Origin of the sequence: Levilactobacillus angrenensis, from assembly GCF_003946085.1 — a bacterium.
GTDB lineage: Bacteria > Bacillota > Bacilli > Lactobacillales > Lactobacillaceae > Levilactobacillus > Levilactobacillus angrenensis.
This window is the reverse complement of sequence record NZ_RHOB01000030.1, coordinates 1-16,489: the sequence shown is the minus strand read 5'-3', so window position 1 is coordinate 16,489 and position 16,489 is coordinate 1. Positions and strand designations below refer to the sequence as shown.

Sequence of the window (16,489 nt, the reverse complement as noted above, 5' to 3'; positions counted from 1 at the left end):
TTTCTTGTAAACTGTTCTTGGGACATATTGTCATTCTCACTTTCAATTGGTTTTAGTCGACTATTTTGCTGTGGGGCAGTGTGTCCCTTTTATTATACAAAAAATGATGTCGACAGATTTCTCTATCAACACCAAATATCATAGAACCTATATCGAAAGGGTGTTTTGGGCTAAAGCCTTTTTTCACCCCCACAAGTAAAACTTGTGGTTTTATTTAACCAATTAATAATGGGTCTGGGAAAATATCCCAGACCTTTTGCGTTGACTTTAACTAGCCGAAACGTGCACCAAACGGGCCCGCTTAAAACTGATAACCAAACAATCCCAGCCCGGGATTATTCGGTTATCAGCCTTAATACTCGCCGGCTAATCGCCTTTTGACCCACTCTTATTTTCAGTTTACTAAAAATTTTAGCCATTCCACCCCTTCTCACGTTACACCCAGGACCTTTTCTGCTAGACTACAAGTGGTAGCGATTCCAAAAGCATCACAGTAGAAAGTCGCTTCCATGAGACTCGGCTGAAAATATAAACGTTTTCATGAAAACGTGAAATTCATGGAAACGTTGATTTTAAGCCAATGCAACCGGTTGTCCAAATTTTAAATTCTTGCTTTAAAAAGGTCGCGTTTCACGACAAAGTAGCGTATAATAACTTTCTGAAGTGGTCTAGACAGTGTTTAGGCAACTCGCGGACCTGAGGTGGCCTTGCTCACCGCCTTGGATAACCGATAGTCTCTAACGAATGTATTTTTAGATTTGTAGATACTGCTCATATAACGCAATCAATCTTAAGGAGTGACGATCTCGTGGCAACTGAACGCACAGCTTTATTCATGTTCTTCGGGGGTACCGGTGACTTGGCTTACCGGAAACTTTACCCTAGTCTGTTTAACCTTTATCGTAAAGGCAGCTTACGGACCCATTTCGCCGTTATCGGGACTTCCCGGCAAACATTAGACGACGACAAATTCCGCGCCGCAGTCAAGAAGTCTTTGGCTGATAGCGGTAACCGCGCCGACTCAAAAGAAGCCAGCGATTTTATTTCTCATTTCTACTACCAAGCTCATGACGTTACCGACACGGCGCACTATTCCGTCTTGAAGGACGCCGCCGAAAAGCTGGACAAGAAGTACAAGTTACAAGGTAACCGCATCTTCTATCTGTCCATGGCCCCACAATTCTTTGGCACGATTGCCCAAGACTTGAAGACCCAAGGCTTGATGTCCAAGAACAAGGACGCCTTCAACCGGTTGGTCATTGAAAAGCCATTTGGCCGCGACTTTGACTCCGCTAAGCAATTAAACGACGCCTTAAGCAAGTCCTTCAAGGAAGAACAAATCTTCCGGATCGACCACTACTTAGGTAAGGAAATGATTCAAAACATTGAAGCCTTACGTTTCGGCAACACCTTGGTCGAATCTCTGTGGAACAACCGTTACATCGACAACATCCAAGTCACCCTGTCCGAAAAGTTAGGGGTCGAAGAACGGGCTTCTTACTACGACAACAGTGGGGCTTTGCGGGATATGGTCCAAAACCACATCATGCAAATCGTTTCCCTGTTAGCCATGGAACAACCTGTTGCCTTCACGGATACTGATATCCGGGCTGAAAAGGTCAAGGCTTTACGGAGTCTACGCGTTTACAACGTGGCCGACGCCGCTACCAACTTTGTTCGGGGCCAATACGGCTCAATCGACAACCAACCTGACTACCGTCACGAAGACAACGTCCCAACGGATTCCACGACTGAAACGTTCGTTGCTGGGAAATTGTTATTCGATAACTACCGGTGGTCTGGCACCCCATTCTATGTTCGGACTGGGAAGATGTTAGCCGACAAATTTACGCGGGTGGACGTTGTCTTCAAGCGGCCATTAGTCGATATCTTTGCCTTCCCACAATCTCAAAACACGCCATTAGCGGCCAACGTTTTGACGATCTTCGTGGAACCACACGCTGGGTTCTCTCTGCAACTGAACGCCAAGACCAACGACGCAACGTTCTCCACGGAACCAATCAAGTTGGACTACTTGGTTGACGCTGAAAAGTCTAAGGAAACGCCAGAACCTTATGAACGTCTGTTACACGACGTCTTGAAGGGTGACGGGACCAACTTCTCTAGCTGGCCAGAAGTTTCCTACGCTTGGAAGTTCGTGGATCAAATCCGTCGTGTTTGGGACTTACAAGCACCTAACTTCCCGAACTACACGCCACATTCCATGGGACCTGCCGCTGCTGAAGAATTAATTCAACGCGACCACCGTGAATGGGTCTACCGTTTGAACAACTAATTTAACCTAAACGAAACCGCCGACCATGGCTTGATGGTTGGCGGTTTTTGTCACCCCCTGGTATCACTCAAACAGAATTGGCCGCTCAGCTCCACGGCGGCCCTTAGTCGCGACCCCCACCGGCCAGGCCATGTATCCCGCCCTCACAGATTATGAGGCTAAGATTCTGGCTGCCGGAACGCAAGGTTTATCTGCTGGCGAAACTGCTCTGCTGGAAGAATTATTGACCAAAGTAGCCAATAACCTCCGCAATTTACTACCCCTTTAACCATTAACTTGCGCTCGCTCTCATTTCAATCCCCTATTTTGAAACCAAACTGACCTTTTTCACTAAAACAAGTCAAATAAGTTTCCTTTCAAATTGTTCAATGCTACACTAGCTGTTGGAAAGTCGTTACTAATTTTGACACAAAAAGGAAGGTTACTAATGGCAGATCAAAAAGCAAATATTGGTGTTGTTGGTATGGCGGTCATGGGCAAGAACTTAGCCCTGAACATCGAAAGTCGCGGGTACACCGTGGGTATTTTCAACCGGACCAGCAGCAAGACTGAACAGGTCATGAAGGACCACAGCGAAAAGAAGTTAGTCCCAAGCTACACGATTGAAGACTTCGTGAAGTCACTGGAAACGCCACGGCGGATTCTTCTGATGGTCAAGGCTGGGAAACCAACCGACGCGGTTATTCATGAACTGCTACCACTACTTGATAAGGGTGACGTGCTGATCGATGGTGGGAACACCAACTTCCACGACACGATGGCCCGCAACGCTGAACTCGATAAGTCCGGCATCAACTTCATTGGTATGGGGGTCTCTGGTGGTGAACTCGGTGCTTTACAAGGCCCTTCACTGATGCCTGGTGGCCAAAAGGAAGCCTACGACCTGGTTGAACCAATCTTGACTAAGATCGCCGCTAAGGCTCCGCAAGACGGCAAGCCTTGTGTCACTTACATCGGCCCGAACGGTGCTGGCCACTACGTTAAGATGGTCCACAACGGGATCGAATACGGTGATGAAGAGCTGATCGACGAAAGCTACAACATCATGCGTAACGTCGCCGGTATTTCCGTCGACGACATGGCGGACATCTTCAAGGAATGGAACAAGGGCGAACTCGACAGCTACTTGATCGAAATCACCGCTGACATCCTTTCCCGTAAGGATGACTTGGGCGACGACAAGAACTTGCCAATCGTCGATGCCATCAAGGACCGGGGGAACAACAAAGGAACTGGTAAGTGGAGTTCCGAAGATGCTCTTAACGTTCAAGTCCCACAATCCGTGATCACGGAAGCCGTTTACGCCCGTTACATCTCCATGTTGAAGGACGAACGGGTCAAGGCTTCGAAGGTCTTACCAGCCGCTGAAAAGCAAGGCAAGGCTGACATCGCTGACAAGGACAAGTTCGTTGAAGAAGTTCGTCAAGCGCTCTTCTTTGGGAAATTGATGAGTTACGCGCAAGGCTTCGAACAATTGCGCTTCGCCTCTGAAGCCAACGATTGGGACCTGAAGTTCGGTGAATTAGCTCAGATTTGGCGTGGCGGTTGCATTATCCGGGCCCAATTCCTGCAAAACATCACCGACGCCTTTGACAAGGATCCGAAGTTGACCAACCTGCTGTTCGATAGCTACTTCAAGGATATCGCCGGCAAGTATCAACAATCCATCCGTGACGTGGTTGCCATGGCTGTTCAAGCCGGCATCCCCGTTCCAAGTCTGTCCGCTGCCATCACTTACTACGACAGCTTCCGCGCAGAAGTCTTACCTGCTAACTTGTTACAAGCACAACGGGACTACTTCGGTGCTCACACCTACGAACGGAACGACCGCGAAGGCAACTTCCACTACACTTGGTACGAAGAACAATAAAGTTAATTTTATTAAGGGAAAAGCTCATGGCCGCAATGACCATGAGCTTTTTCGGTCGCCTCAAAGTTTCAGAAGACTAGGTGGCGAACCAACATATTTTTGATTAGATTAGCCTTCCTAACCACTTAAAAAAGCTTGCCCGTAGTTGCCCTTCCAGCAGCTACTTGCAAGCTTTTTACAATTTTAGCAGTGATTATTTCCGAAAGACTAAGTCCTGCGCGTTGCCTTTCTCAGTCGTGGCTAACGCCGGTTCAAAGCCAATGTGGGCACCCCCGGCATCCATGCCCGCCAGGAAGTCAAAGTACGGTGAGGCGATCCCCAGCTCGTCGAGGTCAGCCAGTGGCAAGGTATAGCGAATGCTGTCTTCGGCGCCAGCTTCCACCTTTTCGACCCAGTGCGGCTCACGAATGCTTTCCCGGCCGATGGCGACGAAATCAATCCCGGCTTCCATGACGCGTTCAGCATCAACGGGCGTCTTGACGTTGCCGACGGAAATCAGCGGCGTATCCTTGACGACGTCTTGTAGCTGGTCGATCAGTGGCGTCTTGTCGCTCTTGTCATTGATCGACGGCCGCCAAACATTGCCCATGGAAACGTGGAGGTAGTCTAAGCCTAGCGTATCCAGCTTAGCGACCAGTTGCAGGGTGTCGGCCATCCGAATCCCAGGTTCCTCGATTTCTTCTGGGGAGAACCGGTATCCGACAACAAACGGCCGGTCGGCGTAGGTCTTCACCGCCGCTTGGACCGCTTCAACGACGCGCAACGGGAAGGTCATCCGCTTTTCTACGGAGCCACCCCACTTGTCGGTCCGGCGGTTGCTGTGAGGAGAGAAGAACTGTTGGATCAAATAGGTGTTGGCCCCGTGGATCTCGACCCCGTCAAAGCCAGCTTGGATGGCGCGCCGAGTGGCTTCACCGAAGTCCGTGATGGTCTGCTCAATCTCCGCGTTCGTCAGTTCCTCTGGCGTTTCCATCCCTGGGCGCGGCGCCGCAACGGCACTAGCGGAGACGGTCTTTTGCCCGCGCAAGATGGCAGAGCTAGACATCCGCCCGGCGCTAAAGATCTGAAGAATGGCCTTGGAACCGCGTTGCTGAATCGTGGTGGCGAGTTTGTTCAAGCCAGGAATGAAGCGGTCATTGTCCACGGATAACTGCCCTTCAAACCCTTTGCCGCGCGCATTGATGTAAGCAACGGGGGTAATAAACATCCCCACGCCTCCCGCGTGAATAGCCGCATAGCGCAGTTCATCACGGGAAACTTCCCCGTTGGCTAACGCCATGCATTCGGTCATTGGCGGTAAGACGACGCGGTTCTTGACCGTGACGCCGGATTTCAAGGTAGCTGATTGCAAAAATTGATAACGACTCATACTGATAACCTCCTAAGGGACTTGGTAAGAACTTTACTTGTCTACCATACCAGAATCGCTTATTATTAGTAACGAATGATTCAGCCGATTTGTTCATTTTTGAACAAAAAGTGATTTTTATTTATTGAAGGAGGAAACTGCTGATGGACATTCGCCACCAAATCTTGCACGCCGTCTACACTCTTGCCCAGCGGCAGGCCATCAAGGAGATTACGGTCAACGATATTTTGGCTGAGGCCACGGTGAGTCGCGGTTCGTTTTACAAATATTTTTCTGACAAATATGACGTCATCAACCGTTATTACGACGAAGCGATGACGGCCATTTTTCAAAATTGTGAAACTTATACGTGGCAAGGTATCTTCACGAAAACGTTGACCTACTTTGAGGATCATGCGGCCTTCTTTGACGCCGCCTTTCGGGCTACCGGCCAAAACTCCTTCACCGACTATTTCCGCCACCATCTGATTGCGAAATTCAAGGACATTATCGCCCGCCACAGCGCACACCGGCTGACCGCCGACGACCAAAAGGCCCTGCAATTCTTCGCCGATGGCTTCGTGGCCTACACGCGACAGTGGGCACTGACGGGCATGCAACAACCGGCCAACGAACTGGGTGCCGACCTGCATTTGTTCATGCCGGCTTGTCTGTGCGACATCGCATTGACGGCGGTCCCCCTGGAAGGCTAAACTGCGGTATTGGTAAGCAGTTGGGTGGCGATTGCGGGCCTCGGTTTGCTGGGACATTAGTGTGATAAGTAAAAATAGACGCCGGTACGGTTTTGTACCAACGTCTATTTTTTAGTGATTAAGCTTCTTCATTTGCTTGTGCATGACGTTCCGCTAATTCTTCCGTTACGATTGGCTCGTGACGTTCCCACTTCCGGTAAACAATCATGAGAACCAGACTCACTGCATAGATGATGACTGGAATCCAAATGAATGTGAAGCTGATAGAACTCATGCTAGAGGCTGTCTGGGTAGCTTTAGCAGCTGAGAATCCAAAGGCCGCCATAATCTTAGCAGCAATGAAGGACCCAAATCCTGAACCCATTTGGATACAGAATGACGCCCCCATAGCTGTCAACAGCCCATTGGCTCGAACGCCGCTCTTCCACTCACCAAAGTCAACAGTATCGCCGACCATTGCAAAGAACATGGTACAAGCTGATCCTGAACCAATGCAAGCCAAGCACCAACCAATCAAAGCTGATGTAACATTACTGCCTGCCAAACCAATCCAAACTTGACCAACCATAGTCATCGCCAGCATGAAGACGGTCGTGCCCCACTTATGTAAAAACTTAACGAAGAGCGGGACTGATGCCATCCCAATAATTTGGATGATAGAAAAACCATTGAAGAACGAAATTAACCCTTTGTCATCCAAGTTATATTGGAAGTAGTACGGTAATGCCGCGTTCCGTGCTGAATAAGCTGTCCAGTAAATCAGATTAGCGGCCACAATTAAAATCCAAGGCCAATTTCCTTTCGTTGCCTTAAGGCTTTCCTTAATCGTAACAATCTCATCATTTTCAATATTCTTCTCGCGCATATCCAAGAAACCGATTAATAATAAGATAAATCCAATTACAGCGTAAATTCCTACGGCAATCGACCAGCCCCGTTGATCATTCCCGTGACCAACAGCACTCGCCAAAGGCATAATGAATGTAACGGCAAAGAAGTTCCCAACATTTCCCAATACCAGCCGAATTGAATTGGCTGACATTCGGTCATCTGAATTAGAGGTCAAGTTAGGCAGTACTGACGTAATTGGCGTTGACATCGCCGTATAGGCCAGCTCGGCTAAGATATACATCCCACCAGCGTAGACGATTTTAGCTGTACTTCCTAGATTAGGTGTCGTAAATAGCAGCCAGATGAAAATGGTAAACGGCAACGCCATCCAAAGGAACCATGGCCGACTTTTCCCATATTTACTATGGGTGTGATCAACCAATACCCCCATTACGGGCGCCCCTAAAGCGTCAATGAACCGTCCCAACAGCAACAATGACCCGGCAGTTCCCACGCCCAAACCAAAGACATTCGTAAAGAAGTAAAGCATGTAAGAACCAACAATACAGTACAGTAAGTTCCCCGCCATATCTGTAAAGCCATATGTTATTTTACGGTGGAATGGTAATCGATCATTTTTAAGTAAAGCCTGTGCGGCCGCAACGTTATGGTCTGCTTGTTCTGAATTTGCACCCATTATTTAGCCCCTCGCTTTCTATTCTTCTGTTTACCATCATTGGCAAGACTGACATAGATTAGTACCAATAAAACTGCTACGCCTGAAATCGTCCACAAATTATTAGGCAACCGTTGACTGGAGACTTGCCATGCCAAATAAATCAAGATCAGCTGTAGCCCCCAGGAAATCAACGACTGGCCTGCAAACATTCTCGTTAAAATTTTCATGAGCGCATCCCCATTACTTATTAATTGCAGCAAAGGCTGTCTGTAAGTTAGGCATTGCCGACTGCCGAACAAACACAGGTAACTGATTTAACGGTGTTTCCACAGCAATTTCTTGTCCACCTGCAATCACTTCGTCCGTGTACACGTTAACCCAAGAAGTTCCTACTGGTAGATAAACTTTTCGTTGGTTAGAACCTTCATACAATACTGGCGCAACCAGAATATCCGAACCAAACATGTACTCGTTTTCCACATCCCAGGCAACCTTATCCTTACTGAAATCGTAGAATAAAGGTCGCATAACGGGTGTGCCCTTCTCGTGTGCCGCTTGCATCTGAGTGCGGATATAATCTTTTAAGTTTTCCCGCAAATTTAAGTACTGTTTCATAATGCCATAAACCTTATCACCATAGGCCCAAGGCTCGGTTGCACCACCAGAAGGCATCTTACCGCCGCCAACAGCACTAAGTGGTTCGGTGTGTGGCTCCCGATCGCCATGCATTCTCATGACCGGACAGAACGTTGCAAATTCAAACCATCTGGTTACCAGCTCACGGAATCCTTCATCATCATCGACACCGCCGTGAAAACCACCAATATCCGTTGTCCACCAAGGGATTCCAGCGATTCCCATGTTCAATCCAATTGCTAACTGATTACGTAAGGACTGGAAGCTCGAATCAATATCGCCTGACCAAACTAATGCGCCATACTTCTGACTGCCAGCCCAGGCACAACGAACTAAGTTAATCACTTGTTGGTTGCCTTCTTCTGTTTGGCCATCATAGATTGCCTTAGAATAAGTTACCGGGTAGGTATTACCAATCTGAAGATTTGTTCCCTGATGATATCGGTAGTTGTCGAAATCATAAACGGTATATTCTGGTTCAGCTTCATCTAACCAGAATAAGTCAACACCCTTATCCGCATAGTTTTTCTTTAGTAACTGCCAAAGGTAAGTCCGTGCATCTGGATTAGTGAAATCTACAAAACCGTTATTTCCCAAAAAGTCCATCGTAATTGGCACACCTCGCTCCGTTTGAACCAGGTAGCCTTGCTCTTTCATCTCCTGATAGTGTGAACTAGTCTGATCAACAGTTGGCCAGACAGAGACCATCAATTTAATGCCCATCTCATGCAGTTCTGCTATCATCTTTTTAGGATCTGGCCAATAGGTCTTATCAAAGGTGTACTCTCCAGACTTTGGCCAATGGAAGTAGTCGATAACAATTACGCTAATTGGCAGCTTCCGGGCTTTAAATTCACGAGCTGCCGCCAGCAATTCGTCTTGCGTCCTATATCTCAGCTTGCATTGCCAATAGCCCATTGCGTAATCTGGCATCATTGGTACCTTACCAGTAACCGCCGCATACTGTTCTTCGATAGCACTAGGCGTATCCCCACAAGTGACCCAGTAATCCATTTCCTTTGTGGATAATGCATGCCACTCCGTTAGGTTTTTAGCAAAACTGACATCCCCGATTGCTGGATTATTCCACAGCATGCCATAACCCTTACTGGACATGACGAAGGGCACGCTAGCCTGGGAATTACGGTGAGCCAATTCCAATTTAGCATTCTTTAAATTCAGAAAATCTTGTTGATACTGGCCCATCCCAAACAACTTTTCTTGGCTGTCCGCGTCAAATCGAACTTTCAGCTCAAAATCGCCACCCGGAATCGCTTTAAACTCTCGAGAATCAATATTTAACGCGCTATTAAAGTGATTTACCGTTGCTTCATTTTCCCCAGCTGACATATCACCAACTCGGTTCCGTTGATACCCTTTTAATAGCAGCTCACCCTTCTGGTTATAGAACGAAACATTTTTGAAAGCATCAATTTTCGCAGTCAGTTGTCCATTGGTAATTTCACCCGTATTTTGCTCGGCACCGACCGTCACTACAGCAGTCCCCTGCGCAATTGGTTCAGTCAACGCATTATTCCGACCAGTATAAGTTGCTGCCTTACTACTCCGAACCCGCAAACTATTTTCTCCCCAGGCTTGGATTTCTAATAATTCACTAGCATTTCGGAGATAGAGTCGGTTGTTATCTTCATAAATCATGAGATGAACCCCTTTCAAACTCGTTATTTTCGTGTACCATGGAAATAGAATCATTTGGCATGTCATTTTTCTAGTAAGCGTTTACAATGATGATAATAGTGGATTTAGTTAGTTTTAAAAACTAATAAAAATAGGATAAGGGTATACAAATCAAAACTGGTGGTGAACAAAAATATGAATAAGGTATATAAATTTCTGTTAGAAAAACCAGTCCGATTTTATAAGGCTGGTCAGTACTTCGCAGAGGCCGGTTGGCGCCATAAAAATATTATTAATGATGGCGACTACGAATTATTTATCATGCTTAAGGGCATTGCCTATATTCAGATTGGCCATACCCAATACACCTTGCGCACCCATGACTGTCTTCTGATCCCCCCACACATCCGTCATATTGGTTTTCAAGGTTCTCCAGCTGATACCGTTTATTATTGGATGCACTTTTTCCCAAGTAGTTCCGTGACAACTAGCTATGTTACTGATGAAATTCATCACCCTACTAGTCCCTACGCCGTTAATCTGCCTCAGCAATTCACTGTTAAAAATTTTGGTCGATTAATTCTTTTAATTCGTCAAATGCTTGATAGCGATAACGACGAAACTATGACTCCTTTAGCCAGTGATCTTTTTATCTCAAGCGTGCTGGTTGAGCTCTCTCATCAATTCATGACTGTCATCAATCAAGATCAAGAATATACTTCTCGCTTTGAACTAATTAAGAACTGGATTCGTATTCATAGTCATGAAAAGCTCACTGTGGATATTGTGGCAACAGAATTTAAGATTACGCCGGTTTATCTCACTAAGCTTTTCCGTACCTATGAGGGAATGACAACGATTCATTTTATTAATCTGACAAAGATCAAACAAGCACAAGAGCTTCTCTTAACAACCGACTTATCCGTCAAAGAAATCGCTTATGAGTTAGGGTTTACCAATGAAAAATACTTTCTTCGCTTATTCAAGCGGCTTTCCTCGCTGACGCCTACTAAGTATCGTGATGCCTACGCCAAGACATATCTTAATAATATTGAGGTGGATCCCACCATTCCCCTTCCTGAAAATCGTTAAAGTCTCCCATAACAAAAGGCCCCCGCAGCTGCGGAGGCCTTTCTTCTAACTCAAACTATTGCCGCGTATGACCACCAGCTGTGGTCCCGGCTAACTTATCTTCTAACGCCAATTGAATCGCGTGAAGGTTTTCCCAGTGGTCAATTTCGGCAGCTAAGCCTGCTTGCCACTGCGCCTTTTCGCGACTCTTGGCAATGAACCGATCCCAGTCAATATCGGCTGTGGTCTGATCATTGGTCTGTCGCCATTTGGCCCATTCGTCCAGATGATGCGCTAACTCGCGGGCTGCCGGCGGGGCTAAAACCAAGTTCTCAGTCATAACCGTAACCTCCTTAGCGAAAATCCTGACGGACACTTCCTATCGATAGCCCTATTTTACCAAGAAAGGTGGCTAGACGCGACCATTATGCTCATAATTGGTCAATGACCGTTTGAATCGACTGCTCCCCACTGAGCAATGGGATTGTCTTACCAATCGTCTGGGGGGCGTGCAGGGCGGCGACCATGAAGGCGGCCAAATCAGCCCGAGGGATACTGCCCACGGCCAACGGCTCACTCTTCACCTTACCTGTGCCTGCGTGAAAGGACAGCGCACCCGGCTGGACGATGGTGTAGTCCAAATGAGTCTGATGGACCAGCCAGTTGTCGGCGTAAAATTTCGCCACGTACAGCGGTTTAAGCGGATCCGCCCACCGGTTACGGTCTTCTGCAAATAACATGCTGATCATCACGAATCGTTTGACTCCCGCAATCTCGGCCGCTTGCATGGTCTTGACGGCGCCGTCAAGGTCGATCAGTAAGGTCATATCGTCCTTGGTCCGGCCACCGGACCCCGCAGCAAAGACGATAGCATCGGCATCCATCAGCGTACTGGCAATGCGCTCTGGTTTCGCCAGTAAATCTACCCGGCGCACCGTGATCCCCTGGTCTTCCCAGTCCTCTCCGTCTTCGCCTGCCCGCAAACCAGCAATGGGTTCATCCCCATTGGCTAGCAGCTGAGCCACTAACAGGCGCCCCACTTCACCATTGGCGCCCACGATCATTACCCGCATCTCTTATCGAACTCCCTTCGCAAAACTTCTGCCTCCCATTATACCCTAAGGCCAGTTTGATTGACTGCCGAAATTTTCTGGTGAGTTTCCTTTACCCCAGCCGGGCCAATGCCATATAATGTAGAAAGGGCACCGACCGATTTGACCGATACTCGTGAACGCTAGACATTTTGAGGAGGTCTCAAATTTTGCAAAATCCTGATTTGACCATTAGTGACTTGGACGAAACCGCCCAAAACACCGCACTAACTGACTTTGTTCATTTTTATTTGAAACACTACCGGACCAATGACCTGGAAATCTTGGCATCGTACAAGGTGGACTACGCCATGAACGATATCAACATGTACATTTACGCCAACACTAACTTTAGCCCCGACCAATTGGCCGCTGGTGTCTTGGCCAACAAGCGCGACCTGTTCTTAGCCATCTTGAAGACGGTCAACCTGCCGTACACGGCTAGTGGCGCGTTAAAGGACCTCACCTGGGACGGCTGGTACACGCAACAGTACGCCGGCATTCCAGAAGGCAAATAGGTCTTGGAGACGGTTAGGGAAGCCTGGCTGTCTTTTTTCATGCAAAAAGCGTCTGAGCAAACTGCCGCTCAGGCGCTTTTGTTCTATTCTGATTTACTTAGCAAAAGGTTAAATCTTGCCGACCAGATCAGTCCCTGGCTTCAAGGTTTGTTCACCAGGATGCCAGTTGGCTGGGCAAACGCGGTCGCCGTGTTCCGCCACGAACTGAGCCGCCGTCAGCGTCCGCAAGACTTCTGCGGCGTTGCGACCGATGCCCATATCATTGATAGTGTAGGAACGCACCTTGCCAGCAGGGTCTAAGATGAAGACACCACGGTAGGCTTGGCCCGCATCCTCGTCGAGCACGTCGTAGTGCCGGGCCAAGACGCCAGCGGGATCCGCAATCATTGGGTAAGCCACCTGGCCGACTTCGGTACTCTGTTCGTGCCAAGCCTGGTGGACGAACTCAGTGTCCTCGGAGACACTGTAGATTTCAGCGTCTAGCTTTTGAAATTCACTGTAGTGGGCCGCTAAATCGCCCAGTTCCGTTGGACAAACGAACGAGAAGTCCGCCGGGTAGAAGAATAACACAGACCAATGCCCCAACAGGTCAGTCGGCGTCAATGACTTGACCTCACCGTTTTGATAGGCATTCACTTGAAAATCGGGTAACGCAGAACCAATGTAATTCATGATAAAACTCCCCTCAATTCTTGAAATTCTTTTTTGATGCACCCTTAGCATACGCGATTTCTGCGGGTAAATCAAGAATGATTCTAAACTAGTTGCCAGCTAGTAAAGCGCGTGTTATAAGTATATTTATAGTTAGTTATTATAATTATTATTCGGTAGAACTTGGACTTTTTCCTTGCAATCTGGATGAGAACCAGATATACTGTGTACATAAGATAAATTAGAAGCTGTTAGGTGAGGCTCCTATACGGAAAATGCTACTGCTCAGAAACGTCGAGAAACGCCAATGAGTCAGCTGTTCAGGTCAACAGAAGGCCTGATCTAATGTAGCTGTTATGAACTAACTACGCCGTATAGTGCTAAAACTCAACGACTAGCCAACATTCACACTTGTTCTTTAAGGTGCGCTTAGCTAGTCGTGGCTAAGCGCTTTTAATTTGTCCGCAGTTGTCACTGTCGACTTACTACAGGAGGTGATTGAACATGACAACGCAACTTTTAGATGATCCTGGAGCGTGTTATTACTCGCCGGTGGGAAAGTTACCGTCTGTTCATACCTCTTGGTTGACGCTTTGAGGAGGACACCCCTCTAGCTTTCCCGATCCCGGACCCCGTAGCTTGATGCGGCGGTTCGACTAGTAGACTTTAAACGGAAACGACTGGCCACTTTATTTCAGACGCTGTCGGTGTTGTAGCCGACCGTAACTCGTCTGAACTTCCCGAATTCGTTCGTGTGCCAGTTGGGTTCCAACCACTTAATGGATAACGCAAGCTAGAGTTACCAGTCTTTCTCGGCAACTATGCGACCATGATGCATTGACGTGCTAGTCCCATAGTGTTACACCACGTAGCGCTGCTTCACCGCTGGGGGAACCCGGTGGGGAGAAAAACATTTCGTAACTGACGCCGTTTCAACTAGGTCGGTTTTTAATCTCTAACGGTCGATACGAATAATGAATACCAAACTGAAACTGGTTATCGATGTCACTTGCTGAGGCCCATGGGCTGATGGGAATCACCCCGCTAAGCCGCAGCCACGTGACATGGATGTGCTGGTATTTGCCAAATACGCACCATGAATAAAGCAGCATCACAATCCCGAAAATGGACTGTGATGCTGCTTTTTGTGGTTTATTTAGTTTTAGCAGCCCGCATCTTCTGTAGATACGTCTGACTCTTTTCTTCACTGAATTCGTGTTCGGATTTCCCGATAATCACGGTGGCCAGGGAGTTCCCCACCACGTTGACTGCGGTCCGACCCATGTCGACCAGCCGGTCAATGCCGGCAATGAAGGTCAACCCACTCATCGGCACGCCAATCGTGGAGACCGTTGCCAGCAAGACCACGAACGAGGCGCCTGGCACCCCGGCCATCCCTTTACTGGTAATCATCAATACGACCAGTAAGGTAATCTGTTGCCCGAGGCTGAGGTTAATGTGATAGGCCTGCGCCAGGAACAAAGCGGCCAGTGATTGGTAAATGGCCGAGCCATCCAAGTTAAACGTGTACCCGGTCGGAATCACGAACGACACGATGCCTTGGCTAACGCCGAACTTATCCATTTTATCAATCAACCGTGGCAAAGCCGCTTCGGAACTAGCCGTGGAGAAGGCCAAGACCGCCTCATCCTTGATGACGTATAACAAGTCCCAGAGCCGAAAGCCAAATAGTCGCGCGGCCAGTCCCATAAAGACCAGAATGAACAACGCCATCGTCGCGTAGGCTAAGACGATGAAATACCCCAGTGGCGCCAGAGCCGACAGCCCCATTTGCGCAATGGTGACCCCAATCAGAGCACACACCCCGATCGGCGCGGTGTGCATGACCCAATTTGTCACGCGGAACATGACTTGCGACACGGCATCCAAGACGTCAACGATCACTTGACCCTGTTTGCCGATAGCAGCCGTTCCCAGTCCAAAGAAGACGGAGAAGAAGATGACTGGCATCATGTCCCCCTCAGACAGGGACTTAAAAATGTTGGTCGGAATAATGCCCATCAACGTGGACCAGATGCCCGTGTTCCCAGCGGATTTCGCTGACGAAACGTACTGACTGATATCGGTACTATGTAGCTGATGAATATCGATAAAGTCCCCGGGTTTAAAAATGTTCCCAACCAATAGCCCTAGAGCAATGGCAATGGTCGTCATAATTTCAAAGTAAATGATCGTCTTACCGCCGACCCGACCCAACTGCTTGATATCCCCCATGTTGGCGATACCCACGGTCAGACAGGACACAACGATTGGCAGCACGATCATTTGAATCAAGCCAATGAACATGTTCCCGATATTTTGCATTGCCGTGATGGCCACTTTGTTTTGATAAAAGACGGCGCCTAAAACCACCCCGAGTACCAGGCCAATCAAGATTTGCCAGCCCAGACTCAGACGGTATTTGCGGTATTTCTGCATGCTAATTCCACCCATTCTCTCTATATGTAGTAGTTTTCAAGACAACTTCAACGGTGTTTTGCTGCGACACTAATAATCATAGCACACTGGTCTCCCCTGGAAAAGATAGTGCCCAATCGAATGCACTAACGAAATCCGCATTTTCGGGTCCATACACAGCGTTTAATTTGTCGGGTACCGTTGGCAGACAGTTCACCTAATCGCGGTTATACCCTGCTTAAATGGCCGATTTTCGGTGAGTTCGGTCAACTGACCAAGTCTCGTCGGAAAGTAGCCAAGAATTTTTCAGTTTCAGCCGGTCTCCTCGGCTGCGACCAGGTTAATCCGCCACCAGCTCGACGTTTGAAAATACCGATACCGGAGGTGGGGTTCGCACCCACCCGTCCTCAGGGGCACTGACTTCGGCCTGAGTTCGTTTCGGCCTGAGAAGTGACAGCGCATTGCCAGCACCCATCGTCACGGCCGTTTCGCCAGGTGGTGGTCGACCGCCAGTGCGTCTTCTCTCGTCCACCACCTTATTTTTGGTACAAAAAAAGGAACCCTCACAGGGTTCCTTCAGTCGCGTGGCAACGTCCTATCCTCGCAGGGGGCGATCCCCCAACTACTATCGGCGTGCTAAAGCTTAACTTCCGTGTTCGGCATGGGAACGGGTGTATCCTTTAGGCTATCGCCACCACACTATAAGAGAACTTATTCCCTCAAAACTAG

General features: G+C 48.2%; 13 protein-coding genes, 1 rRNA gene and 1 riboswitch. Of the genes, 5 read left to right on the top strand and 9 right to left on the bottom strand.

The window, feature by feature from the left end; all coding sequences use genetic code 11:
* Positions 1-808 precede the first annotated feature (808 nt).
* Positions 809-2,296, top strand: coding sequence for a glucose-6-phosphate dehydrogenase (zwf, locus tag EKM83_RS12250; protein ID WP_125577849.1), 1,488 nt, complete (start codon positions 809-811; stop codon positions 2,294-2,296).
* A gap of 427 nt (positions 2,297-2,723) precedes the next feature.
* Complete coding sequence (gene gndA / locus EKM83_RS12240) at positions 2,724-4,166, top strand: NADP-dependent phosphogluconate dehydrogenase (protein WP_125577847.1); 1,443 nt, start codon at positions 2,724-2,726, stop codon at positions 4,164-4,166.
* Between the two features lie 193 nt (positions 4,167-4,359).
* On the opposite strand, the gene EKM83_RS12235 is transcribed toward gndA, so the two are convergent.
* Positions 4,360-5,535: an NADH-dependent flavin oxidoreductase gene (locus tag EKM83_RS12235; RefSeq protein WP_125577845.1), complete on the bottom strand. Its 1,176-nt coding sequence runs from the start codon at positions 5,533-5,535 to the stop codon at positions 4,360-4,362.
* A gap of 143 nt (positions 5,536-5,678) precedes the next feature.
* Here EKM83_RS12235 and EKM83_RS12230 point away from each other — a divergent pair, with 143 nt between their 5' ends.
* Entirely contained in the window at positions 5,679-6,227 is a 549-nt protein-coding gene (locus EKM83_RS12230; protein ID WP_125577843.1) for a TetR/AcrR family transcriptional regulator, read from the top strand.
* Positions 6,228-6,345: 118 nt separating this feature from the next.
* Here EKM83_RS12230 and EKM83_RS12225 read toward each other — a convergent pair whose 3' ends face one another.
* From EKM83_RS12225 to EKM83_RS12215, 3 genes are read right to left on the bottom strand one after another with little or no spacing between them, the layout of a single operon-like run.
* The gene (locus tag EKM83_RS12225) at positions 6,346-7,755 is read right to left on the bottom strand and encodes an MFS transporter (protein WP_125577840.1); all 1,410 of its coding nucleotides are present in this window, start codon (positions 7,753-7,755) and stop codon (positions 6,346-6,348) included.
* Positions 7,755-7,964 (bottom strand): hypothetical protein, encoded by a 210-nt coding sequence (locus EKM83_RS12220; RefSeq protein WP_125577838.1) that lies wholly within the window; start codon positions 7,962-7,964, stop codon positions 7,755-7,757. The genes EKM83_RS12225 and EKM83_RS12220 overlap by 1 nt, the downstream gene beginning before the upstream one ends.
* Before the next feature lie 13 nt (positions 7,965-7,977).
* Entirely contained in the window at positions 7,978-10,032 is a 2,055-nt protein-coding gene (locus EKM83_RS12215; protein WP_125577836.1) for a glycoside hydrolase family 31 protein, read from the bottom strand.
* A 174-nt stretch (positions 10,033-10,206) separates the two neighbouring features.
* Between EKM83_RS12215 and EKM83_RS12210 the strand changes: the two genes are divergently transcribed.
* The gene (locus EKM83_RS12210; protein ID WP_125577834.1) at positions 10,207-11,103 is read left to right on the top strand and encodes a helix-turn-helix domain-containing protein; all 897 of its coding nucleotides are present in this window, start codon (positions 10,207-10,209) and stop codon (positions 11,101-11,103) included.
* Between the two features lie 55 nt (positions 11,104-11,158).
* Here EKM83_RS12210 and EKM83_RS12205 read toward each other — a convergent pair whose 3' ends face one another.
* Positions 11,159-11,422, bottom strand: coding sequence for a hypothetical protein (locus EKM83_RS12205; protein ID WP_125577832.1), 264 nt, complete (start codon positions 11,420-11,422; stop codon positions 11,159-11,161).
* A 91-nt stretch (positions 11,423-11,513) separates the two neighbouring features.
* The gene (locus EKM83_RS12200) at positions 11,514-12,155 is read right to left on the bottom strand and encodes an SDR family oxidoreductase (RefSeq protein WP_125577830.1); all 642 of its coding nucleotides are present in this window, start codon (positions 12,153-12,155) and stop codon (positions 11,514-11,516) included.
* A 188-nt stretch (positions 12,156-12,343) separates the two neighbouring features.
* Here EKM83_RS12200 and EKM83_RS12195 point away from each other — a divergent pair, with 188 nt between their 5' ends.
* Complete coding sequence (locus tag EKM83_RS12195; RefSeq protein ID WP_125577828.1) at positions 12,344-12,691, top strand: hypothetical protein; 348 nt, start codon at positions 12,344-12,346, stop codon at positions 12,689-12,691.
* A gap of 108 nt (positions 12,692-12,799) precedes the next feature.
* On the opposite strand, the gene EKM83_RS12190 is transcribed toward EKM83_RS12195, so the two are convergent.
* The 3 genes from EKM83_RS12190 to rrf all read right to left on the bottom strand — a co-directional run bounded on the left by EKM83_RS12190 (position 12,800) and on the right by rrf (position 16,459).
* A complete protein-coding gene (locus tag EKM83_RS12190) occupies positions 12,800-13,363 on the bottom strand; it encodes a peroxiredoxin (protein ID WP_125577826.1) in 564 nt (187 codons plus the stop codon).
* A 219-nt stretch (positions 13,364-13,582) separates the two neighbouring features.
* A riboswitch (M-box (ykoK) riboswitch) is annotated at positions 13,583-13,748 on the top strand.
* Between the two features lie 746 nt (positions 13,749-14,494).
* Positions 14,495-15,781 (bottom strand): cation:dicarboxylate symporter family transporter, encoded by a 1,287-nt coding sequence (locus EKM83_RS12185; RefSeq protein ID WP_125577824.1) that lies wholly within the window; start codon positions 15,779-15,781, stop codon positions 14,495-14,497.
* A 561-nt stretch (positions 15,782-16,342) separates the two neighbouring features.
* Positions 16,343-16,459 (bottom strand): 5S ribosomal RNA (gene rrf, locus EKM83_RS12180).
* Between the last annotated feature and the right edge of the window lie 30 nt (positions 16,460-16,489).